This window comes from Herbaspirillum sp. 1130, assembly GCF_017833835.1.
GTDB lineage: Bacteria > Pseudomonadota > Gammaproteobacteria > Burkholderiales > Burkholderiaceae_D > Herbaspirillum > Herbaspirillum huttiense.
Genome location: NZ_JAFICQ010000001.1, coordinates 1693464 through 1716224, shown reverse-complemented (window position 1 = coordinate 1716224; position 22761 = coordinate 1693464). Strand labels below are relative to the sequence as shown.

The 22761-nt window shown below is 60.8% G+C and carries 28 protein-coding genes and 2 tRNA genes; 5 read left to right on the top strand and 25 right to left on the bottom strand.

The window, feature by feature from the left end:
• Nucleotides 1-5: 5 nt before the first annotated feature.
• The gene (uvrB, locus tag JOD78_RS07635; protein WP_034334595.1) at nt 6-2087 is read right to left on the bottom strand and encodes an excinuclease ABC subunit UvrB; all 2082 of its coding nucleotides are present in this window, start codon (nt 2085-2087) and stop codon (nt 6-8) included.
• A 433-nt stretch (nt 2088-2520) separates the two neighbouring features.
• Here uvrB and JOD78_RS07630 point away from each other — a divergent pair, with 433 nt between their 5' ends.
• The 4 genes from JOD78_RS07630 to JOD78_RS27905 all read left to right on the top strand — a co-directional run bounded on the left by JOD78_RS07630 (nt 2521) and on the right by JOD78_RS27905 (nt 5804).
• Nucleotides 2521-3738: an amino acid aminotransferase gene (locus tag JOD78_RS07630; RefSeq protein ID WP_121042151.1), complete on the top strand. Its 1218-nt coding sequence runs from the start codon at nt 2521-2523 to the stop codon at nt 3736-3738.
• A gap of 126 nt (nt 3739-3864) precedes the next feature.
• Nucleotides 3865-3940 (top strand) — tRNA-Asn (locus JOD78_RS07625).
• Nucleotides 3941-4120: 180 nt separating this feature from the next.
• Nucleotides 4121-4196, top strand: a tRNA-Asn gene (locus JOD78_RS07620).
• Between the two features lie 216 nt (nt 4197-4412).
• Nucleotides 4413-5804 carry a hypothetical protein gene (locus JOD78_RS27905; RefSeq protein ID WP_245201997.1) on the top strand — a complete coding sequence of 464 codons (1392 nt, stop codon included), beginning with the start codon at nt 4413-4415 and terminating at the stop codon, nt 5802-5804.
• Here the strand turns inward: JOD78_RS27905 and JOD78_RS07605 are convergent.
• The 17 genes from JOD78_RS07605 to JOD78_RS07525 form a co-directional block, all read right to left on the bottom strand.
• Complete coding sequence (locus JOD78_RS07605; RefSeq protein ID WP_209570797.1) at nt 5717-6208, bottom strand: hypothetical protein; 492 nt, start codon at nt 6206-6208, stop codon at nt 5717-5719. The two genes, JOD78_RS27905 and JOD78_RS07605, sit on opposite strands and share 88 nt — an antisense overlap.
• Before the next feature lie 314 nt (nt 6209-6522).
• The gene (locus JOD78_RS07600; RefSeq protein WP_209570796.1) at nt 6523-7581 is read right to left on the bottom strand and encodes a tyrosine-type recombinase/integrase; all 1059 of its coding nucleotides are present in this window, start codon (nt 7579-7581) and stop codon (nt 6523-6525) included.
• Nucleotides 7582-7966: 385 nt separating this feature from the next.
• Nucleotides 7967-8524 (bottom strand): ASCH domain-containing protein, encoded by a 558-nt coding sequence (locus JOD78_RS07595; RefSeq protein WP_209570795.1) that lies wholly within the window; start codon nt 8522-8524, stop codon nt 7967-7969.
• A 56-nt stretch (nt 8525-8580) separates the two neighbouring features.
• Nucleotides 8581-11334: a toprim domain-containing protein gene (locus tag JOD78_RS07590; RefSeq protein WP_209570794.1), complete on the bottom strand. Its 2754-nt coding sequence runs from the start codon at nt 11332-11334 to the stop codon at nt 8581-8583.
• A gap of 5 nt (nt 11335-11339) precedes the next feature.
• Nucleotides 11340-11582 (bottom strand): hypothetical protein, encoded by a 243-nt coding sequence (locus tag JOD78_RS07585; protein WP_209570793.1) that lies wholly within the window; start codon nt 11580-11582, stop codon nt 11340-11342.
• Nucleotides 11579-11905 (bottom strand): hypothetical protein, encoded by a 327-nt coding sequence (locus JOD78_RS07580; RefSeq protein ID WP_209570792.1) that lies wholly within the window; start codon nt 11903-11905, stop codon nt 11579-11581. Before JOD78_RS07580 ends, JOD78_RS07585 begins: the two co-directional genes overlap by 4 nt.
• Entirely contained in the window at nt 11889-13826 is a 1938-nt protein-coding gene (locus JOD78_RS07575) for a DNA cytosine methyltransferase (RefSeq protein ID WP_209570791.1), read from the bottom strand. The genes JOD78_RS07580 and JOD78_RS07575 overlap by 17 nt, the downstream gene beginning before the upstream one ends.
• A 19-nt stretch (nt 13827-13845) precedes the next feature.
• Nucleotides 13846-14196 carry a hypothetical protein gene (locus tag JOD78_RS07570; RefSeq protein ID WP_209570790.1) on the bottom strand — a complete coding sequence of 117 codons (351 nt, stop codon included), beginning with the start codon at nt 14194-14196 and terminating at the stop codon, nt 13846-13848.
• Nucleotides 14193-14432 carry a hypothetical protein gene (locus tag JOD78_RS07565; protein WP_209570789.1) on the bottom strand — a complete coding sequence of 80 codons (240 nt, stop codon included), beginning with the start codon at nt 14430-14432 and terminating at the stop codon, nt 14193-14195. Before JOD78_RS07565 ends, JOD78_RS07570 begins: the two co-directional genes overlap by 4 nt.
• Before the next feature lie 10 nt (nt 14433-14442).
• Nucleotides 14443-14991, bottom strand: a complete 549-nt coding sequence (locus JOD78_RS07560; RefSeq protein ID WP_209570788.1) for a hypothetical protein — start codon at nt 14989-14991, stop codon at nt 14443-14445.
• A gap of 16 nt (nt 14992-15007) precedes the next feature.
• The gene (locus JOD78_RS07555; protein WP_209570787.1) at nt 15008-15229 is read right to left on the bottom strand and encodes a hypothetical protein; all 222 of its coding nucleotides are present in this window, start codon (nt 15227-15229) and stop codon (nt 15008-15010) included.
• On the bottom strand, nt 15226-15471 hold the full coding sequence (locus JOD78_RS07550) for a hypothetical protein (RefSeq protein ID WP_209570786.1): 246 nt from the start codon (nt 15469-15471) through the stop codon (nt 15226-15228). Before JOD78_RS07550 ends, JOD78_RS07555 begins: the two co-directional genes overlap by 4 nt.
• Before the next feature lie 2 nt (nt 15472-15473).
• A complete protein-coding gene (locus JOD78_RS07545; RefSeq protein ID WP_209570785.1) occupies nt 15474-15719 on the bottom strand; it encodes a hypothetical protein in 246 nt (81 codons plus the stop codon).
• Nucleotides 15712-16383, bottom strand: a complete 672-nt coding sequence (locus JOD78_RS07540) for a tyrosine-type recombinase/integrase (RefSeq protein ID WP_209570784.1) — start codon at nt 16381-16383, stop codon at nt 15712-15714. The genes JOD78_RS07545 and JOD78_RS07540 overlap by 8 nt, the downstream gene beginning before the upstream one ends.
• A 156-nt stretch (nt 16384-16539) precedes the next feature.
• The gene (locus JOD78_RS07535) at nt 16540-16746 is read right to left on the bottom strand and encodes a hypothetical protein (protein WP_209570783.1); all 207 of its coding nucleotides are present in this window, start codon (nt 16744-16746) and stop codon (nt 16540-16542) included.
• Between the two features lie 149 nt (nt 16747-16895).
• The gene (locus tag JOD78_RS07530) at nt 16896-17357 is read right to left on the bottom strand and encodes a phage regulatory CII family protein (RefSeq protein ID WP_209570782.1); all 462 of its coding nucleotides are present in this window, start codon (nt 17355-17357) and stop codon (nt 16896-16898) included.
• 127 nt (nt 17358-17484) lie between these two features.
• Nucleotides 17485-17679 carry a hypothetical protein gene (locus JOD78_RS07525; protein ID WP_209570781.1) on the bottom strand — a complete coding sequence of 65 codons (195 nt, stop codon included), beginning with the start codon at nt 17677-17679 and terminating at the stop codon, nt 17485-17487.
• Nucleotides 17680-17806: 127 nt separating this feature from the next.
• Between JOD78_RS07525 and JOD78_RS07520 the strand changes: the two genes are divergently transcribed.
• Nucleotides 17807-18562 (top strand): hypothetical protein, encoded by a 756-nt coding sequence (locus JOD78_RS07520; RefSeq protein WP_209570780.1) that lies wholly within the window; start codon nt 17807-17809, stop codon nt 18560-18562.
• Nucleotides 18563-18650: 88 nt separating this feature from the next.
• Here the strand turns inward: JOD78_RS07520 and JOD78_RS07515 are convergent, their stop codons facing one another.
• The 7 genes from JOD78_RS07515 to JOD78_RS07485 all read right to left on the bottom strand — a co-directional run bounded on the left by JOD78_RS07515 (nt 18651) and on the right by JOD78_RS07485 (nt 22725).
• Nucleotides 18651-20441, bottom strand: coding sequence for a hypothetical protein (locus tag JOD78_RS07515; RefSeq protein ID WP_209570779.1), 1791 nt, complete (start codon nt 20439-20441; stop codon nt 18651-18653).
• Nucleotides 20438-20722 (bottom strand): hypothetical protein, encoded by a 285-nt coding sequence (locus JOD78_RS07510; RefSeq protein WP_209570778.1) that lies wholly within the window; start codon nt 20720-20722, stop codon nt 20438-20440. Before JOD78_RS07510 ends, JOD78_RS07515 begins: the two co-directional genes overlap by 4 nt.
• 277 nt (nt 20723-20999) lie before the next feature.
• Nucleotides 21000-21269 (bottom strand): hypothetical protein, encoded by a 270-nt coding sequence (locus JOD78_RS07505; RefSeq protein WP_209570777.1) that lies wholly within the window; start codon nt 21267-21269, stop codon nt 21000-21002.
• Nucleotides 21266-21613 (bottom strand): DUF6527 family protein, encoded by a 348-nt coding sequence (locus JOD78_RS07500; protein WP_209570776.1) that lies wholly within the window; start codon nt 21611-21613, stop codon nt 21266-21268. The genes JOD78_RS07505 and JOD78_RS07500 overlap by 4 nt, the downstream gene beginning before the upstream one ends.
• Nucleotides 21610-22083, bottom strand: a complete 474-nt coding sequence (locus JOD78_RS07495; RefSeq protein ID WP_209570775.1) for a lysozyme — start codon at nt 22081-22083, stop codon at nt 21610-21612. The genes JOD78_RS07500 and JOD78_RS07495 overlap by 4 nt, the downstream gene beginning before the upstream one ends.
• A complete protein-coding gene (locus JOD78_RS07490) occupies nt 22067-22354 on the bottom strand; it encodes a hypothetical protein (RefSeq protein WP_209570774.1) in 288 nt (95 codons plus the stop codon). Before JOD78_RS07490 ends, JOD78_RS07495 begins: the two co-directional genes overlap by 17 nt.
• Nucleotides 22351-22725, bottom strand: a complete 375-nt coding sequence (locus JOD78_RS07485; protein WP_209570773.1) for a hypothetical protein — start codon at nt 22723-22725, stop codon at nt 22351-22353. Before JOD78_RS07485 ends, JOD78_RS07490 begins: the two co-directional genes overlap by 4 nt.
• Between the last annotated feature and the right edge of the window lie 36 nt (nt 22726-22761).

Genomic DNA, 22761 nt, shown 5'->3' with positions numbered 1-22761 from the left:
CAGGATCAGGCCACTGCCGAATCGCTGCCCGATGCGCCGAAGAGCTGCTGCTTGAGCAGCTGCAGCTGGTCGCGCGCCGCGGCGGCCTTTTCGAACTCCAGGTTCTTGGCGTGTTCCTGCATCTGCTTCTCCAGGCGCTTGATCTCCTTGCTGATCTGCTTCTCGCTCATGGATTCGTAGTTGCGCTTCTCCTCGGCCACCATCATTTCGGTGCGTGCCTGGGCCGGGTTGAAGATGCCGTCGATCAGTTCGCGGATTTCCTTCTTGATGCCGGTCGGCACGATGCCATTGGCGGCATTGAAGGCCAGCTGCTTGGCGCGGCGGCGCTCGGTCTCGCCGATGGCCTTGTGCATGGAATCGGTTACCACGTCGCCATAGAGGATCGCCATGCCGTTGAGGTTGCGGGCCGCGCGGCCGATGGTCTGGATCAGGCTGCGCTCGGAACGCAGGAAGCCTTCCTTGTCCGCATCCAGGATCGCCACCAGCGAGACTTCGGGAATGTCCAAGCCCTCGCGCAAGAGGTTGATGCCGACCACCACATCGAAGGTACCCAGGCGCAGGTCGCGGATGATTTCCACACGTTCGACCGTATCGATGTCGCTGTGCAGGTAGCGCACCTTGATGCCGTTGTCGGAGAGGAATTCGGTCAGTTGCTCGGCCATGCGCTTGGTGAGCGTAGTCACCAGCACGCGCTCGTCCTTGGCGATGCGGTCGTTGATCTCCTGCATCAGGTCATCCACCTGCGTGGTGGCCGGACGCACGGCGATGATGGGGTCCACCAGGCCGGTCGGGCGCACCACCTGTTCCACCACCTGGTCGGCGTGGGTGTTTTCATAGTCTGCGGGCGTGGCCGAGACGAAGATGGTCTGGCGCATCTTCTTCTCGAATTCGTCGAACTTCAGCGGCCGGTTGTCCAGTGCCGAGGGCAGGCGGAAACCGTAGTCCACCAGGTTCACCTTGCGCGCGCGGTCGCCGTTGTACATGCCGTTCAACTGGCCGATCAGCACGTGCGATTCGTCCAGGAACATGACGGCGTCCTTGGGCAGGTAATCCACCAGCGTCGGCGGCGGGTCGCCCGGCTTGGCCCCGGACAGATGGCGCGAGTAGTTCTCGATGCCCTTGGTGAAACCGATCTCGGTCATCATCTCGATGTCGAAGCGGGTGCGCTGTTCCAGCCGCTGTTCTTCGATGAGCTTGTTTTCCTTGCGGAAGAATTCCAGGCGCTCCGCCAGCTCTTCCTTGATGGTCTCGATGGCGCGCAGCACGGTCGAACGCGGCGTCACGTAGTGCGAACCGGGATAGATGGTGAAGCGCGGGATCTTCTGGCGCACCCGGCCGGTCAGCGGGTCGAACAGTTGCAGGCTGTCGATCTCGTCGTCGAAGGTTTCGATGCGCACGGCCAGCTCGGCGTGTTCGGCCGGGAAGACGTCGATGGTGTCGCCGCGCACGCGGAAGGTGCCGCGGCCGAAATCGACTTCGTTGCGGGTGTACTGCATCTGGATCAGGCGGGCGATGACGTCGCGCTGCGAGACCTTGTCCTTGGCGCGCAGGGTCAGGATCATCTGGTGGTATTCGTTCGGGTTACCGATACCGTAGATGGCCGAGACAGTCGCCACGATCACCACGTCGCGCCGTTCCATCAGCGACTTGGTGCAGGACAGGCGCATCTGCTCGATGTGCTCGTTGATCGAGGAATCCTTCTCGATGAACAGGTCGCGCTGGGGGACGTAGGCTTCCGGCTGGTAGTAGTCGTAGTAACTGACGAAGTATTCCACCGCATTGTGCGGGAAGAATTCGCGGAATTCGCTGTAGAGTTGCGCCGCCAGCGTCTTGTTGGGGGCGAACACGATGGCCGGGCGGCCCAGGCGGGCAATCGTGTTGGCCATGGTGTAGGTCTTGCCCGAGCCGGTCACGCCCAGCAGGGTCTGGTAGAACAGGCCGTCGTTGACGCCTTCGACCAGCTTGTCGATGGCCGCCGGCTGGTCGCCCGCCGGGGGGAAGACCTGGTAGAGCTTGAAGGGCGAGTCGGGGAAGGTGACGAACTTGCTCTCGTCCAGCTCGGTATTGATGGGGGTCAGTTCAGCCATGGTCTGGGTTGCCTTTGTCGCGCGGGTTCCGGTGAGCCGCCACGGTGCAGGAAGAACTGGCAAGGCCCGCAAACGGGGCATTGCACACAGGCAAGGTGGAGGCGTGAATATTCATCAAATGCTGCCGGGATGCTGAAGTTCAAGACACAATCTGCGCCTCCGCAGCCGGCAAAACCGGACGCAAAGCCGCGTCAGGAGCCAGCTCATCCACTGGGGCGGACGGCCTGGCGCGGGGTGGGTGCAGATCGGGGTTATGTCGATAGAACATGGTGTCATGCAGATTCAGCAGGCAATTGGGCCTGACTGTGTCTGTGATTGGCCATCCACATTTGTTAGAATGCAGTGTTGCAAAAAGGTGCACATCCGAATCTCTCCCTGTGCACCCATTTCCTTCTGCAGCGCTTTGTTGCAGCTAACTTTTCATGTTATCACGATGAACGCACCTGTCTCCGCCTCCCTGTTTTCCGCCATCGAAATGGCGCCGCGCGACCCCATCCTGGGCGTGACCGAAGCCTATAACGCCGACCAGAACCCGGCCAAGACCAATCTGGGCGTGGGCGTGTACTACGACGACAACGGCAAGGTCCCCCTGCTGGAATGCGTGAAGAAAGCCGAGGCGGAACTGGCGGCCAAGCTGGCCCCGCGTACCTACCTGCCCATCGACGGCCTGGCCACCTATGACCGCGCCGTGCAGGAGCTGGTCTTCGGTGCCGGCAGTGCCGTGGTGACCGAGAAGCGTGCGATCACCGTGCAAGCCTTGGGCGGCACCGGTGCCCTGAAGCTGGGTGCCGACTTCCTGAAGCACTTCTCGCCGGCCGGTACCGAAGTCTGGATCAGCGATCCGAGCTGGGAAAACCACCGCGCCCTGTTCGAGATGGCCGGCTTCAAGGTCAACGCCTATCCGTACTACGATCCGTCTACCCGTGGCGTGAACTTCGCCGGCATGCTGGAGGCTTTGAAGTCCATGAGCGCCGGCTCGGTCGTGCTGCTGCACGCCTGCTGCCACAACCCGACCGGTGCCGACCTGACCGACGACCAGTGGACGCAAGTCATTGAAGTGGTGACCTCGCGCGGCCTGGTGCCCTTCCTGGACATGGCTTACCAAGGCTTTGGCGACGGCATCGCCGAAGACGGCCAGGTGGTGCGCCGCTTCGCTGAAGCCGGCGGCCCGCTGTTCGTGTCGAACTCCTTCTCCAAGTCCTTCTCGCTGTACGGCGAACGCGTCGGCGCACTGTCGATCGCTGCGGCCAGCGCCGAAGAAGCGGCACGCGTGCTGTCGCAACTGAAGCGCGTGGTGCGTACCAACTACTCCAACCCGCCGATCCACGGTGGCCAGGTGGTCGCGACCGCCCTGGCGTCGCCCGAACTGCGCAAGCTGTGGGAAGACGAACTGGCCGAGATGCGCGTGCGCATCCGCGAAATGCGCCAGCTGCTGGTGGCCAAGCTGAAGGAAAAGGCCCCGGGCCATGACTTCGACTTCGTCATCAAGCAACGCGGCATGTTCTCCTACTCGGGCCTGACCAAGGCCCAGGTGGATCGCCTGCGCAACGAGTTCTCCATCTACGCCGTCGACACCGGCCGCATCTGCGTGGCTGCGCTCAACACCAAGAACATCGACGTGGTGGTCGACGCCATCGCCAAGGTGCTCTAATTGGCATGCGCGGCCCCGTCTTCGGAGGGGCCGCGCAGGGCGCTTTCTCCTATGAAAAAATGCGCCTTTCCCTGAAAAAAGTTTGACATGAAGTAAAAATCGCGTCATAATCTTTTTCTCAGCTGTTCCCTGATAGCTCAGTCGGTAGAGCGACGGACTGTTAATCCGCAGGTCCCTGGTTCGAGTCCAGGTCGGGGAGCCAAAGAATGCGAAGGCCTCGCAAGCAATTGCGGGGCCTTTTCAATTAGTGTGAGGCTGGTGTTTTGGTCTCGTACGAAGGGCGGCAGGGCTATGCCGCCACGATGCAGAACGATGTAAAAAATTTTCGTTTTACACTCTGGTAAATCTGAAAAAAATCGTTCATAATCGCGCCCTCAATTGATCCCTGATAGCTCAGTCGGTAGAGCGACGGACTGTTAATCCGCAGGTCCCTGGTTCGAGTCCAGGTCGGGGAGCCACCCAACATCACTGTGAACCACGGTCGAAAGACCGTGGTTCATTAGTTTCTGGGGCTGGTATTTGATCACCAGCGCCTCTCCCTCCACCACGATCTTGTCCACGAAGCTGGCGAAGAACTGACGCACGACAATCGGATCCTCGCAGTCGGTGATGATCGCGCGCAGCACGGCCGTGGCCTGGCCGATCATATCCTCGCTGATGTTGATCTCCGGATCATGCGCACTGTCCAAGTCGGCCAGTGCCCGCGTGGCCCCCTCGATCTCCGCTTTGATCTCGCGCAGGCGCACGGTGATGTCGCCGAGGTTCGGCGCGTCGACCCCGTGCAGCTCCAGGATACCGAAGAGGTTCTTCTGCCGGCGCTCGGCCTCGCGCAGGCTGGCGGTGAGGTGGGCGCGCTGCTCGGAGCGATCTTTCCACCAGGTCTGGGTCGCCGTCTGGATGTCTCGAATAATCGCAACGACCCGGTCCTCTGTCAGGATCTCATCCAGGATCGACTGCGCCACGAATTCGTCCATTTCCGGTGCGCTGACCCGCTTGGAGTTCTCGCAGAAGCCAGCCTTGGCCTGGCCGCATCGGTAGTAATGGTAAGTGCGGCTGCGACCGGTACCGCTTTCGATATGCATGGTGCCGCCACACAGGTGGCAACGGAAAATCCCGGTCAGAAGATGATGGCTTCGCGGCGCGCCGCCGGCCACGAGCGGTGCCCGGTCCTCGATGCAGCTCTGCACATCCTTGAAAAGCATCTCATCGATGATGGCCTCGTGGCTCTTCGTGCGCACCCATGCCTCCTCTGGCTGCACCACGCGGCCCTTGCGCCTTCCGAAGATGGTGTGCCCGGTATAGACCTCATTCTTCAGCATGAAATTGATGCTGGAGCGGTTCCAGCGGCGGCCACGTTGAAGCCGGCCGACGCCATTGAGCTTGTGGGCGATTGCTGTCGCGCCCACGCCCTGCAGGCACATCTGGAACATGTCGCGGACCACACTGGCCTCGCCGGGATTGATCACCAGCTTCTTGCGCGCGCCCAGCGTGACCGTCTCGTAGCCGAACGGGACGCTGCCGCCGTTGTAGAAGCCTTCCTCCGCGTTCTTGATCATGCTGCGCTTGGTGTCCTTCGAGATCCGGCGGCTGACGTTTTCGTCCATCACCTCCAGGAGAGCTTCCATGAACCAGCCCTCATCGGTCGACGAGTCGAGATCCACGGAGACGTAGACGACATCGGTGCCGAGGGCGCGCAGGTCCCGCTTGTACATCGCCGCATCAATGCGGTTGCGCGCGAAGCGCGCCGTGTCCCAGGCAATGAAGAAATCCGGCTTGTACTGCTCGCAATAGGCGATGGCCGCCTGGAAGTCCTGGCGCCGGTCCGTGCGGCCGGAGATACCGCTGTCGGTGAAGGTGGCGATTACAGTTGCATTGAGGTCCTCGGCCTTCTTGCGGGCGAACTTGAGCTGGCTCTCGATGGGCAGCTCCTTCTTGGCCTGTTGGACCGAGCTGACGCGCAGATAAATGATGGCTGTTTTCATGCGCGAATCTTATGCTTCCTGGCCAGGCGGCCAATATTAGAAATCGTCATATTTTCCTTAAGGTCCCTCTTGACAATCGCCTGAATTTCCTTGGGCGAGTGGCCATCTGCCACCAGCGTGGCCACGTAGCGATTCTTCTGGAAGCGCTCGAAGTTGGCGTAGGGCCGCAACATCAGCGCCATGGCGCCGGAGCGCTTGCCCTTGGGGATGCTGGCCTCGATGGAGTCCAGCAGGCGCCACATGCCCAGGAACTTGTCCATGCCGAGATAATCGGCCACCACCAGCCAATAGCCCTGCATCCCCATGGTGTAGAGCTCGGCGACCCGCGGGTCGGCGAATTTTTTTTGCCCGCCCGCGATTTCAAAAATATTGCAGATATTTTGGTACCCACCCCCCCCGCTGGGGGAGGGCGGCCTTCTACGCCGAGCCCCCACCCCCTGCAGTTTCTTCGGGGCAGCAGGGGCAGGGGACAGCATCTGCTGCACCATGTGTGCAATTCCGCTGCCTGAGCTTCGCTTTTCCATTGGAGCAGGCACGGTGTCATCCGGGAATAGCGATAGCTGAGCTTCGCTTTTTGTCAGAATGCGAAACTCGCGAGGGACAGGGGATCGGGTTCTAGTTTTATTCGGCTTCATGATTTTGCCCGTTTTGGGGTGTAGTTTCGAGCGCTGCGGAAACACCGCGCAACATCGCATAAACACTGCTTTCCTATGTCTTGGCAGGCGGTGGCAACATACGTTTCGTTCGCCGTCTGGTTTGCTCGGGGTCGCATGGCAGATCCTGCAAAAAAATCTGGGGCTCGTCAGGAGCGGCGCAGCTTCGCCAGCAGCTCGTTGACTGGAGTCTTGATCTTGGCCAAGGGGCTGGACTTGTCGATCGCGGCAAACTTCTTCCTGGTGGCCAGGTGGGTGTAGATCTTCGTCGAGTCGGCCTTGGCATGCCCCAGCAATTCCTGGCGCACCAGCAGGTCGATGTCGTCCTCGGCCAGTTCGGTGCCAAACAGGTGGCGCAGGGCATGCGGGTGGAGCTGCTTCTCATCGATGCCAGCCTTCCGGCCATGCTTCTTCACGATCTCCCACACGGCCTTCGGCGCGAGCCGCCTGCGCTCCCCGATGTACAGGTGCTCCGGCACCATCATGTTCATGAACGAGATGAACAGCACCCGGTCCCCGTTCGGCAGGTTGCGGTCGATGGCCTGGAGGTCGGGATGCTCCAGGTACAGTCGCAGCAGCATGTCGGCCTCTCTCGGCACGGGCACCAGGCGCTCCTTCTCGCCCTTTTCGAAGGTGCGGAGCATGTAACGCGCCTGGCTGTCATATTCGGTGGCCATGAGCGCCGACTCGTTGAGGCCGGCCACGCCATCGCGGCGCAAGCCGCAGCCCGCCATGAGAGCCAAGATCGCTGCATCGCGCACGCCCTGAAGCGTGCTGAAGTCCGGTGCCCACATCAGCTTCTCGGCATTGGCCAGGGTCATCATCGAGGGGAGGCGCTTTCCGGCCTTGGGATAGTGCAGGGCCTCCGCCGGATCCTGGGTGATCACCTTGTGGTGCTTCGCCCATTCGTAGAAGGCCTTGATCGCTGCGACGTACGGCCGCCGGCTATTGGCCTGGACGCCCTGCTTGTGGAGCCATGCGCCGGTGAACATTTCCAGCTGCTCCTCGGTTGCCGCCAGCAAGCCGTCCTGGCCGAGAAACTGTTCCAGGCGCGCCAGGTGGCGGCAGTACATATCGACGGTCTTGGCACCGCGCCCCTTGTTGAACCGGATGAAGCGCCGGAAGCGGGCAATGTACTCGCTCTCGGCCTTCTCCTCAGGGGTACCAGGGGCAGCGCAACTTGTGGAGCTGTGGATCGCTTGATTCATGATCTAACCAATTGATTTTAAAGTGTTTTATTTTCTATTCAATCCACAGGTTAGGGGTATTCGCACCCTTTAACCTGTGGAACTATTTTTTAGGCAACCGCGTGACCTGTGGATTTTTGGCCTCCACCTGTGGATCTCTCGCTCTGCGTTTCCTACCCTCTCTTCTCTCTTCTTCTCCTTTTTAATCAAAGAGATAGAGAGAGATAAAAGAAGGTAGAAGGGTAAATAGCTGATTTTCTGACTTGTGGAAAAACAGGGCTAACCTGTGGAAAAACGGCATGAACTTGTGGACGTAGTTCTCTACAAAATCAAAGACTTAGCGAGTTTTCCACAGGAATCCACAGGTTTTTTGCGCTGCCCCCATATCCCCCGTCATAGAAATTGGCTATTGCGCCTCCCTGGCTTTCCTCGCCGAGGTTTTCCCCCGGCCCGGCTCCTTGCTGAGGGGGAACGGGGGAACAGGCGAGGCGAACGGGTCCGGGCGGCCGATATCCTGATCAGCGGCCTGCGGCCGAGGGAGTCCTGGCCAGGCTGGAAGATGGGGCGACACGCGCTGCAGGATTAGCTCCTCGGCGACATCGAAGAGGCCGAGCTTGCCGGGCATGGGGATGAACGGGAACGACGCAGGCCTGGCCAGCACGAAGCCATGCGGGCCGAAGAACCAGGGCGAGTTGCTGTCATCTACGCAGTCCACCATCTCCACGACGCCCACGAGGCCGCCTCGGCCGATCAGGTCCTCCGTAGGGATCACGTGTACCAGATCGGGGCGCGCCTCCAGGATCGCCCTGTGGCCCTCATGATCGTACTGGCCAGCAGCATGGATCAGCAGCGGCCCCCGATGCTTGGCACGCCAGGTCCGGTTCTCGATTCGCTTCGGCTGTTCGTAGTGTTCGGCGTTCAGGATGAGCCAAGCCCACGGCTGACGGATGGATAAAGCCTTCATATGCGTCCTATAGTTGGGTGAGGAAATGCCCGACCAGCTGGCCGGGCGAGATACGGTCATGCGGGCTCGATGCGAGGGGCTCCGTGCAGGCCATAGCGCAGCAGTCTTTCCAGCGGGAGCACTTGAAGGTTGGATACCCGGCGGCCGTGGATCGTCCGCTCTGCCGAGCCATCGATGATGCCGGCGTTCTCCATCTGCTTCTTGAAGACGCGATCGCTTTTGACAGGCAGCCCGTTCCATTTTTCGCGCAATGCCGGGCTTGTAGATAGGTGGTCCATGATGTGGCTTGTCCGGACCAAAAGGGCTCCCCCTTCTTGATGATCACGATCCCAATAATGCGGGTATGAAAAGCGGCCCGCCGCGATCTCGGACAGAGCTGTCTCCATGATCCAGACCCAAGGCTCCCGGTCGGCGCTGGTCTCGCCGATGTGGCTGTTCATCTCTGTCAACAGATCGCTATCGAATTCGCCCTGGGCCGTGTCAATCCCTGCAAAGTCGCACAGGTAGATCCAGGCGAGGTACAGCGCGGCATAGTTGCCCGACATGCGGAGGGCGCCGCTGTCCGATCCGCTGGCGATCGATGCGTCCAGGAACGTCGCGCGGACCTCGCGGTACTTATCGAGCACCACCTTCTTCGGCAGCCGGGTGATGTATTCCAGCCATGCACGCACAGGGAAGCGAGGCAGATCGTCAGGCAGCAGCGGCCCTTTCTTCCCGGTGAGATCCGTGCGGATGATCTTGCCCAGCAGCGAGCGGACCGGGACATCCTCGCCGGCGAGCAGCACAGGTGCCGAGAGAAGGTATTCCGTCATTTCCGCGCCGCGGCGCGTCACTGTGTACTGATAGTTCTCCTGCAGCATGCCCACGGCCTTGTCGATGACCTCCTGACGGCGGGCGGACAGCTCCTCCCAGCCGATGGGGTGTGAGGTATGGCTGATCGAGGTCAGCAGGCGGAACTCGGTGGTCAGCGACTGGCCCGACAGCATCGTCATGCCGATGGCGCGCTCCAGGCGCTTGATCAGGGTCGATTTCCCGCTGCCCTTGTCCGACTGGATCATCATGTGAGGCCAGAAGCCCAGCAGAACCTTCAGGTGCGCGCCAAGGCCCCAGACCAAGGGGAAGAGGGCGGCGTTGTGCTTGAACGTCTCCTGGAAGGCCCCAATGACCTGGCGGGCTTCGCGGTCACCGCCGGTCGGAAAGGTGAGGTTGTGATAGGGACACTGCTTTTCCGGCTCAGTGAAATAGCAGTCCGGCCCCTCATTGACGATCAGCTGGCCATCGCGCCAGGCGACCCCAACGAAGTTCGCCGCTTGGCGTGCGCCAAGATCCGCGGTGCGCTCCAAGATGTTGACCATGCGGGAGAATGCACCGCTGTTCCAGACCGGGCCGAACTTCTTCCAGCCGTCGACATTGTGGAGCTGCTCGTCCAGCATGACGCGCCGCTGCAGCACCGGACCATGCCGTGGCGTTTGTACCGACACAGCGAAGTAGACCTGGGGCTGCTGGTCGGGATCTCCGGTCATGGTTGCGGTGGCGCTGGCCACAGAGACGCGGGAGATAGAGGCCACGCGGAAGCCTGCCAGATCCACCATGATCGGCGTCTTGATCACGCCATCTTCGCCTTCCTTCTCCTCCATCTTGGCGATGTAGCTGGTGAAATCCTTCCGGACACGGAATTTCCAGTACTGCGCAAAATCGTGCGCGGGCAGGTAGACGCGTTTGATGCCGGGCGTCCCGACCTCGCCCGACAGCCCAGGGATCAGCCAGTATTCGTGCTTATCGAGGGCCGCCCGCAGCTTGTCCGCGCCGAGCTCCTGCAGCATGTCGTTAACATCGTTGATCGGCTCATCGTCCTCATCCTTCCAGTCGGCCTGGTCAACCAGCATCACGCCGATATTCAGGGCCACCAAACGCTCCACAAGGCGCCACGCTGCCTCCGGCCCCTGTCGATGTCCAGCGAGCTTGTGGGGCGGTTCAAACGGCTGATCGTTGTCCAGGCAGAGCACCACCTGCTTACCGCGCAGGAAAGTCCAGTCCGCGTGGTCGACGTTGCCCAGACCGCGAAGCGCGATGGCGAAGGCATGCTCGTCGGCAGTCTCGATCGACAGGCAGTTGATCGCAGACTCGACGATGAAGACATTCCGGGCGTGCTTCAGGCGGCGCCAGTCGCTGCACCACAAGACGCCATCCTTCTCACCCTGGGACTGCGTCTTCACGCCGCCATTGATGTCGGGATCCAGGTAACGTAGGTCGACGGCACGTACCTGATCTGTGTGCTGGTCGCGGATGATGAAGGCTGCAGCAGGGCCGCCGTGGCCAACCTCTCCAGAGGGCCTCGAAGGAGAGACGTAGTTGTTGAAGCCCAGAGTCTTGCGGCTGATGGCCTTGTCTATCACCTTGTCGGCAATGCCGCGGCTGGTGAGGTATTCACGCACCTGAGCTGCCTCGGCGACGCACTTATCAGCGATGTGCTCCACGAGGCTTTTCTCGCGCGCCTCCTGGGTGTTCTGGACTCGGCGCTCGGTCGGGATCCCATATTGGTCATGAAGCCACCGCATGGCCTCGCTGACTTCAGTGATGCCGAGGACCCACATGACCAGGTCGACGCAGGAGCCGCGTGCGTGCGGCTGGCCTTCCGCACTGTAATCGCGGAAGCTCCGGCCATCCTTCGCAATGCCGATGGATGGTGATTTGTCCTCATGGTGCGGGCTGTGGTAGTTCGCGTTGCCGCCTTTCCCTCGCTTCAGGCCCAGCCTTTCGGCCAGGTCGTGGAGGTCAATGCGGTTCCGAAGTTCTTCGATTGATGCCATCTTTTTTATCTATATCCGTTGATGCGGGCCCAGACGTCGGGAGAGAGGTGCCCCTCCATGTCTGGATCCTCTTGCATGTCATCCAGGGCTGCGTTCACTGCGGCCAGCAGCGTTTCCCCCTCGCCCCAGGCCTGCGGCTCCGCCGCGTCACAGTAGATCGCCACTTCCCAGCCGGCCCCAAAGGATGGAACGACACTGACGCGTAGCTCCTCCATGAGGGAGCGCAGGTTCAGGGAGGTGGCGATCATTTGGTGTTTCCCTCTGGCCATTTGTACCTATCATCGAAGCCGCGATAGTCTGGATCCCCGGGCCACTCGGCGCCGTAGTACAGCCGTGACGTTTGGAGCTTCCCCTCCCGCGCGATGCGATGGAGCACGTGCCCCAACCAAGAATGGATCTTGTGCTTGTCGGTCAGCTCTCGGAAATCGCTATAGGACAGCCACTCTTCAGGTCGGGAGGCAAAAACCGCGAGAATTTCCTTCTCGACCTCGATCGAGAAGGCTTTCTCTCTTGCGATATCGCGGCTGTCGCGCGCAGGAGGCCGTTGGAACAGTTCAAGCTGCGCAACCATGATCTCCACCCTGGGCGACGTTCATGGCCACGGCCACCGGCCGAACCCAGATCGGTGCCGCACTGAGCTGGAAGGTCTCGCCAGACCAGGCCAGCAGGAGAGTGCGCCCCATCTCGGAGGCGATGGCCTCGGCCGCTGCCGGCGGCACGGCATTGCCGATGCGCTCGCGCCAGGCTTGATCAGACAGGCCGTCCAGCTCCAGCATTTCTTCCGGGTCCACCAGTGACTGCAGTGCAGCCAGCTCCAGGGTCGTGAAGGGGCGGTGCCAGGTGCCGTCCAGCGCGCGGATGACGCAGACCAGCTTGTCGGCCGCCGCCGGCATGCGCGGATCAGCCACCGACCAGCGGCCGTTGTCGTAGCTGGCCGCCGAGGCCACGGCACCCGAGTGCGCGCTCATGGGTAGCACGCCATAGTGCCCGCCGGTCAGGTAGTGGTCTCCCTTCTGCGGGATGCCTGCCGGGCGCGGGTCGGCGATCGCGTACGCGCCGGTGTCATCGCCGCCGATCACGGTACCGCTTGAACCATCCCACTGCGCCACCGGATACTTGCTGAACAGCTTCCCCTCGCGCGCAGCACGCGGATCGGCAACGGCGAAGGCGCCCTGGCCGGTGGTGCTGCCGCTGATCACGGTGCCCGCCGGATCCTGCCAAGGCGTGACGCCATACTTCCCATACGACTCGCCCGCGCGCCGAGGATCCGCGACAGCTTGGCCAGTGCCGTGGGCGCTGGTCACCGCGCACGATGCGCGGTCCCATTCAACGATCCGGAACTCATTGGAGTGCTTGGCCGGGCCGCCATGACGCGGGTCGGCCACCGAGAAGGTGCCCTGGCCAGGCGACTTGACACCGATCACCGCACCGGACGTCTCTCGCCAGTCCAGCACGCCATACTGCTGGTACTCAGCGGCACCCGCAGCGGCGCGCGGATCGGCGACCGAGAATGTTCCGTTGCTGGGATTGGAACGGCCGGCCACGGTGCCGGTGGGCTCTTCCCAGCTGCGTACACCCATGAAGCCGTTGTGATACTCGGGCACGATCAGGTAATCCCGCAGGTGGCCATCCTCGATCGCCAGGCGGTTGAGGCTGCGCCAGTCTTTACCGGCTTCCACGAACGCCAGGCGCACCCAGGTCTTCCACTGCAGCGACGGGATGCGATGCATCGGTCCGCCGACCGGATCACCCGGCAGCGGCATGCGGCCCAGGATATCGCCCACCGCCAACAGATTGCGTTTCGGCGGTTCGTAGAGGAAGTTCGGCACCTTGGCCATGTGGCGGCCGACCAGCAGGAAGCGCTTGCGGCTCTGGGCCAGGCCGCCTATCTCGCCGCAGTCGTGCGTGGTCTCAGCGGTCGCGTAGCCATACTGGCGCAGCAGGGCAACGATCTGGTCAAGCAGGTGCCGACCGCGCGTGGCGATGCGCGGCACGTTCTCGAAGATGATCAGCTCAGGGGGATCGTCGGCCCAGGCCTCCAGCATCAGCCAGACGCCGCGCAGGGTCAGGCGGTTGAGGGCCTGGTACTTGTCGGTCTTGCTCTTGCCCTCGGCCAGCAGGCCGGAGAAGCCCTTGCACGGTGCGGAGAGGAACACGATATGCGGGCGCTCGCCGCCGGCAGCTCGGCGTATATCAGCGGGCAGCGCTTCGCGCCAGCCAGGCGGCGGCATGTGGCCGTGGAAGGCCAGATACTGGTCCAGGTCGAACAGGTCCAGGGTCGTGGCCGGCACTCCGACCAGGCGGCCGAAATCTCGGTTCGCGGCAGCATCGACGTCCACGCTGCCGATGCAGCGGAACTTGGCCACCATGTTGCCCACGCGGGCGCTGGCCCGGCTGAAGCCACGTGCGCCGCCGCCAATAGCGCCGAACAGGTGGAAGTGGCGGATCTCATGGACGTTGTCCTTGATCCCTGTAAAGGTGTCTCGCTTCATGTATGTGTTCTCGATGAGATCAGTGACCGCACGGCAGCTCGCCGGCGACGTTGGTCCTGGCGCCGCAGCTGATGCAGGTGCGGCTCGTTTCTCCGGGGTTGTCAGTGATGGCGCGAAGATAAATCTGGTGGGGCTTCCCGAACGACATGGTGTTGCCGTAGGGTTCATCCATCTCGGCCTTGAGCCACGGGCATACCGTTTCACAGCAGACCCCCAGTCCTCCTGTTTGCGGATCGTCAATGCAGCCCGCAAGGGAAATCTTTCCGCAGTCACCAAAGCAGTGCTTCTGGATCAGATCCTTCTGGTCTGGATTAAGGAGGAGGAGGCCAAAAATCTTGATAGGTGGTTCTGCTGGCTGGCGGGCGTTCACAGTTGCCTCCCTTCGGCGGGCTGGCTACTCGACCGCCACACATCAAGCATGTGCTCCATCGCTTCAGGGCCAACGCGATCAACTGCGTAGGGAATCGAATCTTGGGGAGCCAGCTCACGCATGCGGCCGGAGGCGAGGGCGACATACAGCACTTCGCCAGTGGAGAGCGGCCCCACGCGGCGGTAGTTGCCCGCCCAGGCCTCTCGCGCGATCTCGTCGAGGTATTGCAAGTTCATGTCCGTCTCCTCACAGTTGGCCGGTGACTTCCTTGAAGCGACGGAGGAACTCAGCCTCTGCCGACAAGGGGAGCTTGGGGGTGATGGGAGCGCGGCGGGCCGATATCCCGGCAAGGGCCGCCCAAGGTGCGCTATCCGGTGCCAGGAGGTCACGCCGTTCGGTAGCCAGCATCACGAGGTCCGCTTCGTGAATTGCCGCTGCTGCCGCCGACGATGGATAAGGATCGAGGCCGAAGGCGATGTGAATCTTCGCCAGCATGCCGACCTCCAGCTCGCGGTTCTCGCTGTTGTGCGGCATGCACTTCAGGGGCTGCACCATGTCGCCCAGGTAGGCCTCGCCCGAGTCGTGCAGCAGGCCATAGAGCTTCAGCTCCTTGGGCAGCAGGTCGGCCACGCAGACGCTGTGCTGTGCCACCGAGTAGAACTGGCGAGTGTGGCCACCGAAGCGGCAGATCTGGGACAGCGCATGCGCGATGTCGATGATGTGGATGTCGGCTGGCGTGGCCTCAGTGAGGCTCACGTAGTTGCCGAGGGTGGTATAGATCGAGTTCGGTTTCATTTGGGATCTCGGTAGGTCAGATGGACTTGCTGGTGATCGAGGAGGGCGCCGGCGGTCGGGCGCACCAGGAACTGGGCTTGATCGAGCTGCTGCGCGCGGACGAGGTCTGAATGTGCTGCACCGGCAGCATGCCGGCCAGCACGAAGGCGGACAGGACCCCGGCGAGCCAGGCACCGAGGAGACGCAAGAGCATGCTGCGCTTGCTGATGACGAGCAGGACGCCAATGCGATAGGTCATTGCGAGACCTCCACGAGACTGCTGACGCGCCACTTGTTCATCTTGTCGACGGCGAGGGCCATGCTCATGAGAGCGGCGGCCAGCTCGCGCGCTTGGTCGGCGTTGAGGCTGGAGGTAGCGAAGAGCCCATCGTTATGCAGCATGATGGTCACGCGGGCAGGGACAAGGTTGCGGGGCGCGATCGCCTCGGCCTTCAGGGGCAAGCCATAGATCGGCTTGATCTCGTGAGATACGGCAGTCATAGTCAAACTCCAGAAAGAGGGCGCGCCCAGAGGCCACGCAGGTAGCGATACGACAAGAAAATGGCCAGCAGGAACATGCCCCACTGGTGCGACGAAAAGGTCTCCATGAACCAGCAGGGCTGGCCCGCCAGGCCGATGAAGCACCCAAGGCGGCGGTTCTCTTCGCCACCACGGGTCATGTAGAGCACGGAGCCGGCGCTGGTGGCGAGGATCCAGCACTGGACCAGCAGCCCGAGAAGGTCAGTCATCGTTGTGTCTCCGATCAAAGCGGCGGCGCAGCTCGGCGCGGGTGATACGGTTGCCCTGATGGCGGTCCAGGTCGTCGAGGGTGTTCTCAACATCCTCACGCAGGACGCCGGTGTACACCCCGGTCGAGGCGATGGAGTTATGGCCGAGAGCAGCCTTTACGACGCCGCGTGGGTCAGCGGCCTTGCTCCGGCGCATGATGTCGATGGCGCGCGTATGGCGCAGCCAGTGGGGGCTGAACTTGTCAGTGAGGCCGGCGGCGATCGCCCACTTCTTCAGGCGCAGCTCGATCGAGCGCACCGTCATCGGCCGGTCAGTGCTTTGACGGCTCACCAGGAGCGGGGCGGTCTTGGCAGGTTTCTCCTCGCCGGTGATCAGGATCCGGACCTCCAAGAGGTCGCGCAGTGCCTTCGAAAGCCCCAAGGTGACGTACACGCTGTGATCGCGCTTGCCGCCCTTGCGGTTCTCCTTCGGGATGAAGTGGTACTTATCGGCCAGGGCCGCTTCAGCATCGCCCACCGTCATCAGGGCGAACTCCCCCACGCGCTCGGCGGAGAAGTAGAGGCCGCGAATGATGGCGCTGTCGCGGCGGGCGTAGATGTCATTGGACTGCCCAGCAGCCTTGAAAAGCCGCTTTCGTTCTTCTGGTGTCAGGTATCGCAGCATGTGGTTCTCCATGCGTATGGGTGGCCCGCGCTCCCCAGCGCGGGTGGGTTTAGAAAGTGCCGTCCAGCAGGCCAGCGATGGTGATGAACAGGAGCACCGCCACCAGGGCTGAAAGCCAGTCGATCGGCCTGGTCTTTCCGTCGCTGTTGTTCTCGTTCATGAAGTTCTCCTCCGGAGTTGTGCCGCTTGGGCGAAATTTTTAAGGGCCAGCGATATCGACCGGTGCTCCAACGCTGCCTCGAAGGGCAGACGCTGCTTGTCGAACACGCAGGCGTCGTACGCTGCTCGCAGCTCGGCTTCCGTCGGTGGGCGCAGGTTGATCTGCAGGTGCAGCGAGCGCTGCCTCGGGTCGGGTCTCTTCATGGCGGGCCTTCTCGGTGAAAACCTGTTTCATGAGCTGGCTCTTGAAAAGGGCCAGGAAGATCGCAGAGATATCGACGGCTTTGCCGGCTGGGATCTGGTGCTCGACGCGAGTGACCCCGAGGCGGCGCAGCGATGGTGGTGGGCGGTGATCACTTGTCATCGACCATGCCCTCGATGCGACTGACGCATTCCATCACCGCGCGGATGTAGCTCCAGCCACGCTTCGCGATGCGCTGGTGCTCGTCGGGCTTGATGCGGCCGTCTTCGAGTGCGTCCTTGATCTCTTGGTGGAACTCGCCTGACTTGGCACCGAGCTCCAACATCACATCAAGGAGCGCCTCATCCGAAACCGTCTCATCGATGGGAAGGCGGATGAACACGCCGCCCAGCGTGGCAGACATTGCCTCGACAATGCGGTGGTCCTTCGTCAGGACCTGGACGAGCAAGGCGTCGGCCAACGTCGGCTTCTGCTTGTTGGTCTCGTTGGCGTTGGCCTTGTTGTAGAGGGAGCCGACCGGCATACCCATCAGGTTGGCAAGCTTCGGTGCACCGTAGTCCAAAACGATGGCGCGAAAAGCCTCCTGCACATCAAACAAAGGTTTGTGCGACATATGAATTCCAGCGAAAGATTAATAAACCGCTATTGCTGGACTCCGGCACACTGATGGTGTGCTGAAGTGCCCATCCAGCGCGGAAAAATAGAAAAGCCCGCGACCGTTTGAACGGTCTGCAGGCTCGTTACTTCGGATAGTTTTTCATTCCGCGCGCGATGAGTTCGCGAGCGAGGCCCGATGCGCTCTGATCGGTGCTCGACAGGAGATTGAAGAATTGTTTTCCCAAACTGCGGTGATGAACACCAAAGGTCACCATCACAAATTCAGGTTTTGCGCTGTGCGCGACTTTTTTGCTCCTATTTACCGCTGACTTGCTCATTTTTCGGTATCCCCGTTTGCTATACTCAGCCCGCCCAACGTCTTAAAGATTCCTCAATAATCTTTAAGACTCCTATTTGTATGAATTGTATTCCTATTATTAGGAATTGCAAGAGTTTTATCCGCCTATGAACAAAGAACTTTCCCCGCTCGCACAACGCCTTGAATTCCTTGCGGCGGGAAGAGCGCTCCACGGCTGGGCCAAGGCCATCGGCCTGCCAAAGATCAGCATCGAAAACGTGATGAAGGGGAATGGCCTCTCATATGAGTCGCTGGCGCACCTTCACCGCGTCGAGAATGTGCGTACCGACTGGCTGCTGGAAGGACGGGGCAGCCCGTTCTCCGTCAATGCGTGCCTATGTGATGAATCTGCACACGAACTACTCGACCAACTGCTTGTCGAGCGTTGGGAAATGGATGTGATCACCGATGAGAGCCGTGTGGCCATCGTGCTCAGCCAGCCGGCCCAGGTGCAGGTGAAGGACGGTAAGGACAGCGCCGGCCATCAGAAATATCGCGACATCAACTATCGCCTCGTCGAGATAGTGTGCGGTGCGCTTGGAGCGCATACGATTGCACGCGCGACTGCGTTCGGAATTCACAGAGTTCTGCAGATCGGCTGTGACATGATGAGGGACCTAGAGGCGGGAAAGCTTGGCTCCTACTTCCTTTTCTCTTCACCATCGGCGCTTATTCCTCATGCGGTCCAATATGCGCATGCGGGTAAGCTCTTCGAGAATCTAGCGAAAGGCGAGCGGGCAGTGTCAACGCCAGACGAAAGGGCCCTGCTCAGTAGCTATCGCAGTATGTCTGCTGATAAGCGCCAGGCGGTCAGCCAAGTCGTTCTATCAATGGCAGAACTCGGGCTCGGTAAGCTGAAATAAAAGTGCCCGTTTCCATTCAGAAGCGGGCACTGTAAGACTGGCGCAGCTTAGGTCTATACGCTGATGCAGCCCTCGACGGGCCACTGAGTCACAAACCTTGGAAGAGCGTTGCCAATGCATTGCCCATCGCAGTGTTGCCTGCGCCGTTGCAATGGATATTGTCGCCGCTGTAGAAATAAGACGCACTGATGACGCCGGTCCCTGGCGTCGTCGTAGTGTCCGAAATGATCGGATCATTATCGAACAGAATGACGCGCCCCGCTGTAGCTTGATCCTTGGCCCACTGGATCATGCGCTGCCGTTGCTGCTCTGCCGTGCCGTTGTATCCGCAAGCATAGCCGGTCGAAAGAATGGTCTTGATGCCCGCTGCAGTCATTGTGTTGATGAACGAATCGACGCGAGCCAGCGCGGCATCACCCTGGGTGGACGTGGTGATTCCATCGTTAGGAGTGTGAACCGGCACCAGCACGTGCGTGCCGCTGCCGCCTGCACTCAAATAGTCCGTAACCAGCTTCATGTACTGCGAATTGGAAAATCCAGATGCACCGAGCGTGCAGATGTCAATCGGAAGCCGAAGCTGGGCTGCTTGCAACGGCTGCACCGCCCAAGAAAGCCCATCGATGACAGGGTGTCCTCCGCCGGAGTATCTGGAGTCGCCGCTGACGATCAGCGCAATATGCGGCTGTGCGTACTCGAATTCAAACCAGAACGGCAGCATGTACCAGGAATTCAGGTCGGGCGGATTCAACGCCAGATTCGAAACGCCCGAGTTGTCCACTCGGGAAGAGCGCCATACCTTCATGCCAGCCTGTCCCAGCGCTGCAACATACGGGTTATAGCTGCCGGCAACATAGGCCCATTGCCCCGTACCCAGCATTTGCTCAATGCGGGCGAGGAACATAGGACCACCAGTCTCGCCGCTCTTGCGCGGGCGCGAAGGTAGCGCGATTCGGTCAGAACGAATTACCGCGTTAGCTGTATTTGCACTATCGCCGGTAGCAGCTGGCATAACAATGTTCGGCTGGCCGCCATTGAACGTCACTGGAACCCAGCCGCGCCCTTGGCCGTCCGCCAATGCGGGGTACGCAGTGCCATTCACGTTCGGCTGCCATGTGTCGTTCACGTTGTTCCCGCCTGCGGTATCGGAAGTAGCGACGACCGCCTTGAACTGCGGAAGCACCTGGCTGCTCAGTGTCTTCGTAGCAATGCAGAGACGCACAGCGACAACTTGCCCAGATGCCTCTTGCTGCATGCAGCCGGTCGTTATTCCTTTATTCCCGCCGACAGTGAGAAGGGCATGATTCGGAATGTTTTGGCTTGCGATTGCGAGTTTCGGCGTGACGCTGCTGGACACCGCCGACGGCATGCCCACACCAATGGCATTCACAGCAGCGACGGTCACATAAACCGCCACGCCGTTCGCGAGGCCACTGAGCGTCAGGGGGCTGGTGCTGCCGTTCGCGCTGCCCAGATAAGCATTGTCCGAAGCGCGATAGGCCTTCATCTGGTAGCCGGTGATCGCACTGCCGCCGTTGTCCGCTGGCGCAGTAAAGGCGCCGGTGACCGATCCATTGCCCGGGGAGGCTACAACATTGGTGGGTGCCCCGGGCGCAACAGCCGGTATTCTCAAGGTCTTACGGCTACCGATCGAAACTCCAGTTGCGCGTGCAGAGAGGTCGTATCCCCGGTCCGCCGTGGTTTTGATGTACGGATTTGCATTTCCAGCTGCACCTGCGATGTCGGTCGATACACCGTTGCCGTCCACGCGGGACCATTGCAGCGTGGTATAGATCAAGCCCTTGGGAATAACGGCAAGGACCGAGCTACCGTTATCGATCAGATCAAGCGTGAGGGAAGTAGCTTTAGCGGGGAAGCTCATCGCACGCTCCATGTATCGCCTGCGGCACCGGTGAATCGAATATGGGAGATCGGGGTGCCGATGGCCAGCACCAACATAGTTGCGGTAGTCACGTCGTAATCAACCGGGAAGAACTCATCGCCGCCGTCAGCGGACAATTCGATCTTGCGAGTTGCTGTGACACCGCTCTTGAGAGTGGCGGTCAGGTTTACGCGGCTAGAGGCTGAGACCGCAAACACCTTTACTCCGGTGGCGTCGATCGTTCCTTTCAGCACGCCGTTGGCGATATCAGGGCTTGGCATTTGATTTTCCTTGTTGGGCTGATAGAGGGTGGCTTACTTACCTGGCGGAGCATTGCAACGGCTGCCCGTGGGTGGCTTCCATCCGCAGTGCGCTGCGCCGACTTGGTTGTGTTCAACAATCTGGCGCGCGGTCGTGTCCGCAACGACGTCACTGCAAGATGGGTATATCGGCTTGAACAGGTCGCAGGATGTGTCGATCGTCCGCGTGACTATCACCGGTGCTTGCGGAGCGGGGACGGCGGTGCACGCCGCTAGGGCCATGCCAGCGATGAGCGCGCTACATGCGCCATTGGTCCATTTCATGTTGTACCTCCTGTGAGGATTTGGCTGCGTTCTGCGTCTCTACCTGCTGCCGTACGGCTACAGCGTCAACGCGGGCAGTTGCGGCCGCTGCGTCCGCTTTCGCCTCGGCCTTCTCCAATTCGGAGACGCGGGCAGTTGCGGTGGCCTGAGTGGCTTTCGCCTGCTGGTGCCGCACATATCCGAACAGCGCACCAGCGATGCCAGCGACCAGGGAGAGGATCTGCAGAATTACGGTGATAGTCATGATGTTCCCCATCCGGGTGGAAAAGAAGGGAGGGGCACGGTCGTGCCCGCCAGTGCATGGGTGCAGTCCGACAAGAACTCGATCTGTCCATTCGTCACGAATGAATGGCAGCATTTCTCGATATCCTTGGTCTCGTCTAGCTGCTCCTCCGGTTTGTCGCTGGGTTCCGACCACGTTACTTTGATGCTGGGCGTGAAGGTGGGTAGGTCTGCGTTCCCGTTGTAACCCCAGCGCGGTCCTGATCCGGTACCGTACAAGATTTGATGTGCGTCATTACAGCCGGGGCACCAGAATGAGAGGCGACCAGCCCCAAGATCGCGCAGGATTGACGAGAGATATTTCATGGTTCGTTCCTCTCGCATAGCTCTCGCTCTGCCTGGCGGCGTTTGACCAAGCCGGGGAGAACCTGTCCACCCGCTCGCACCCAACGAGAGAGTTCTGCGCATGCACCCGCCATATCGCCGGCATTCGCCTTCCGAGCGAGCGTCGATCCACAAAAGGCCGTCGTTCCTATGTTGTATCCGAGATCTACGAAAGCGATCTTCTGTCCGGTGGACAGAGGGACATGAATACATGCCATGACCCCCTCAGCGTGTCTCGCTAGATCGCGTTCCAGTTGGGCCTGGCACTCTGCCGGGGTATAGGTCTTTCCCCATGCTGCGTTTTCCGTCGCGCCAGTGCAGTAGGTGAGTACGCCGATCGGGTCCCGATACGTGGTGTACACGGTACCCTCGAATCTGGGAACCAGAGTGAGCAGCGCAGCCGCCACCGTCGCCCCAACGATAGATATCAGCGATTTATTTTTCTTGAACATTGGATCCACCATCAGATTTGAAGATCTTGCGTACCTGTTCGATTACGGCTCGCTGGCTAATCAGGCGGGCGGCAAGTGTCAGTAGCAGGCCGATCACCGGCGCTACCTGCTCGCCGTGCTTCGGGAAGAGAGCGACGAAGCCGGGAGCGACATCGGGCCAGTGATCGGCGATGATCGGTACGGCCGTCACGATGACCGCTGAGATAGCACCAATCCAGACCGACCACCAGGTGCGAATAGCGGCCCATTCAGCTGCAAAAATCGACTTCATTTCACCCACCTCCTCATTTCTTGACGCCCCATGGGGCTGTTTTGAACAAACATTTCTCGTTGCCGATCTAACTTGTCGTTCATCTCTTTGAGGCCCGCCGCTACCTGCCCCCAGCGTTCTTTGTTTTCGGACCGATCTTGCTGAGCAGATTGCTCGATCCGGGTCATGCGCTCGTCCTGAGCCGCCTCTTTGTTGCGATAGTCTGCTCGCAGCTCACGCACATCTCCCACGAGCTGAAACCAAGCGAATGTCATCATTGCCGCTGCGCCAGCCAGACCCCAAATGAGATTTTGTAAATTGATTCGCGTGTCAAAGAAGCGGCTCTCCCTGACTACTGGTATTCGTTCTTGGCTGATCTGATCGTCCGACATTACTTCTCCTGGATATAAATTTCCCTTGCAGATACA

What these genes read in the sequence shown, in the direction of transcription:
- uvrB (WP_034334595.1), bottom strand. Translation starts at nt 2,087, where the DNA reads ATGGCTGAACTGACCCCCATCAATACCGAGCTGGACGAGAGCAAGTTC.
- JOD78_RS07630 (WP_121042151.1), top strand. Translation starts at nt 2,521, where the DNA reads ATGAACGCACCTGTCTCCGCCTCCCTGTTTTCCGCCATCGAAATGGCG.
- JOD78_RS27905 (WP_245201997.1), top strand. Translation starts at nt 4,413, where the DNA reads ATGCGCACTGTCCAAGTCGGCCAGTGCCCGCGTGGCCCCCTCGATCTC.
- JOD78_RS07605 (WP_209570797.1), bottom strand. Translation starts at nt 6,208, where the DNA reads ATGGTGCAGCAGATGCTGTCCCCTGCCCCTGCTGCCCCGAAGAAACTG.
- JOD78_RS07600 (WP_209570796.1), bottom strand. Translation starts at nt 7,581, where the DNA reads ATGAATCAAGCGATCCACAGCTCCACAAGTTGCGCTGCCCCTGGTACC.
- JOD78_RS07595 (WP_209570795.1), bottom strand. Translation starts at nt 8,524, where the DNA reads ATGAAGGCTTTATCCATCCGTCAGCCGTGGGCTTGGCTCATCCTGAAC.
- JOD78_RS07590 (WP_209570794.1), bottom strand. Translation starts at nt 11,334, where the DNA reads ATGGCATCAATCGAAGAACTTCGGAACCGCATTGACCTCCACGACCTG.
- JOD78_RS07585 (WP_209570793.1), bottom strand. Translation starts at nt 11,582, where the DNA reads ATGATCGCCACCTCCCTGAACCTGCGCTCCCTCATGGAGGAGCTACGC.
- JOD78_RS07580 (WP_209570792.1), bottom strand. Translation starts at nt 11,905, where the DNA reads ATGGTTGCGCAGCTTGAACTGTTCCAACGGCCTCCTGCGCGCGACAGC.
- JOD78_RS07575 (WP_209570791.1), bottom strand. Translation starts at nt 13,826, where the DNA reads ATGAAGCGAGACACCTTTACAGGGATCAAGGACAACGTCCATGAGATC.
- JOD78_RS07565 (WP_209570789.1), bottom strand. Translation starts at nt 14,432, where the DNA reads ATGAACTTGCAATACCTCGACGAGATCGCGCGAGAGGCCTGGGCGGGC.
- JOD78_RS07560 (WP_209570788.1), bottom strand. Translation starts at nt 14,991, where the DNA reads ATGAAACCGAACTCGATCTATACCACCCTCGGCAACTACGTGAGCCTC.
- JOD78_RS07555 (WP_209570787.1), bottom strand. Translation starts at nt 15,229, where the DNA reads ATGACCTATCGCATTGGCGTCCTGCTCGTCATCAGCAAGCGCAGCATG.
- JOD78_RS07550 (WP_209570786.1), bottom strand. Translation starts at nt 15,471, where the DNA reads ATGACTGCCGTATCTCACGAGATCAAGCCGATCTATGGCTTGCCCCTG.
- JOD78_RS07545 (WP_209570785.1), bottom strand. Translation starts at nt 15,719, where the DNA reads ATGACTGACCTTCTCGGGCTGCTGGTCCAGTGCTGGATCCTCGCCACC.
- JOD78_RS07540 (WP_209570784.1), bottom strand. Translation starts at nt 16,383, where the DNA reads ATGCTGCGATACCTGACACCAGAAGAACGAAAGCGGCTTTTCAAGGCT.
- JOD78_RS07535 (WP_209570783.1), bottom strand. Translation starts at nt 16,746, where the DNA reads ATGAAGAGACCCGACCCGAGGCAGCGCTCGCTGCACCTGCAGATCAAC.
- JOD78_RS07530 (WP_209570782.1), bottom strand. Translation starts at nt 17,357, where the DNA reads ATGTCGCACAAACCTTTGTTTGATGTGCAGGAGGCTTTTCGCGCCATC.
- JOD78_RS07525 (WP_209570781.1), bottom strand. Translation starts at nt 17,679, where the DNA reads ATGAGCAAGTCAGCGGTAAATAGGAGCAAAAAAGTCGCGCACAGCGCA.
- JOD78_RS07520 (WP_209570780.1), top strand. Translation starts at nt 17,807, where the DNA reads ATGAACAAAGAACTTTCCCCGCTCGCACAACGCCTTGAATTCCTTGCG.
- JOD78_RS07515 (WP_209570779.1), bottom strand. Translation starts at nt 20,441, where the DNA reads ATGAGCTTCCCCGCTAAAGCTACTTCCCTCACGCTTGATCTGATCGAT.
- JOD78_RS07510 (WP_209570778.1), bottom strand. Translation starts at nt 20,722, where the DNA reads ATGCCAAGCCCTGATATCGCCAACGGCGTGCTGAAAGGAACGATCGAC.
- JOD78_RS07505 (WP_209570777.1), bottom strand. Translation starts at nt 21,269, where the DNA reads ATGACTATCACCGTAATTCTGCAGATCCTCTCCCTGGTCGCTGGCATC.
- JOD78_RS07500 (WP_209570776.1), bottom strand. Translation starts at nt 21,613, where the DNA reads ATGAAATATCTCTCGTCAATCCTGCGCGATCTTGGGGCTGGTCGCCTC.
- JOD78_RS07495 (WP_209570775.1), bottom strand. Translation starts at nt 22,083, where the DNA reads ATGTTCAAGAAAAATAAATCGCTGATATCTATCGTTGGGGCGACGGTG.
- JOD78_RS07490 (WP_209570774.1), bottom strand. Translation starts at nt 22,354, where the DNA reads ATGAAGTCGATTTTTGCAGCTGAATGGGCCGCTATTCGCACCTGGTGG.
- JOD78_RS07485 (WP_209570773.1), bottom strand. Translation starts at nt 22,725, where the DNA reads ATGTCGGACGATCAGATCAGCCAAGAACGAATACCAGTAGTCAGGGAG.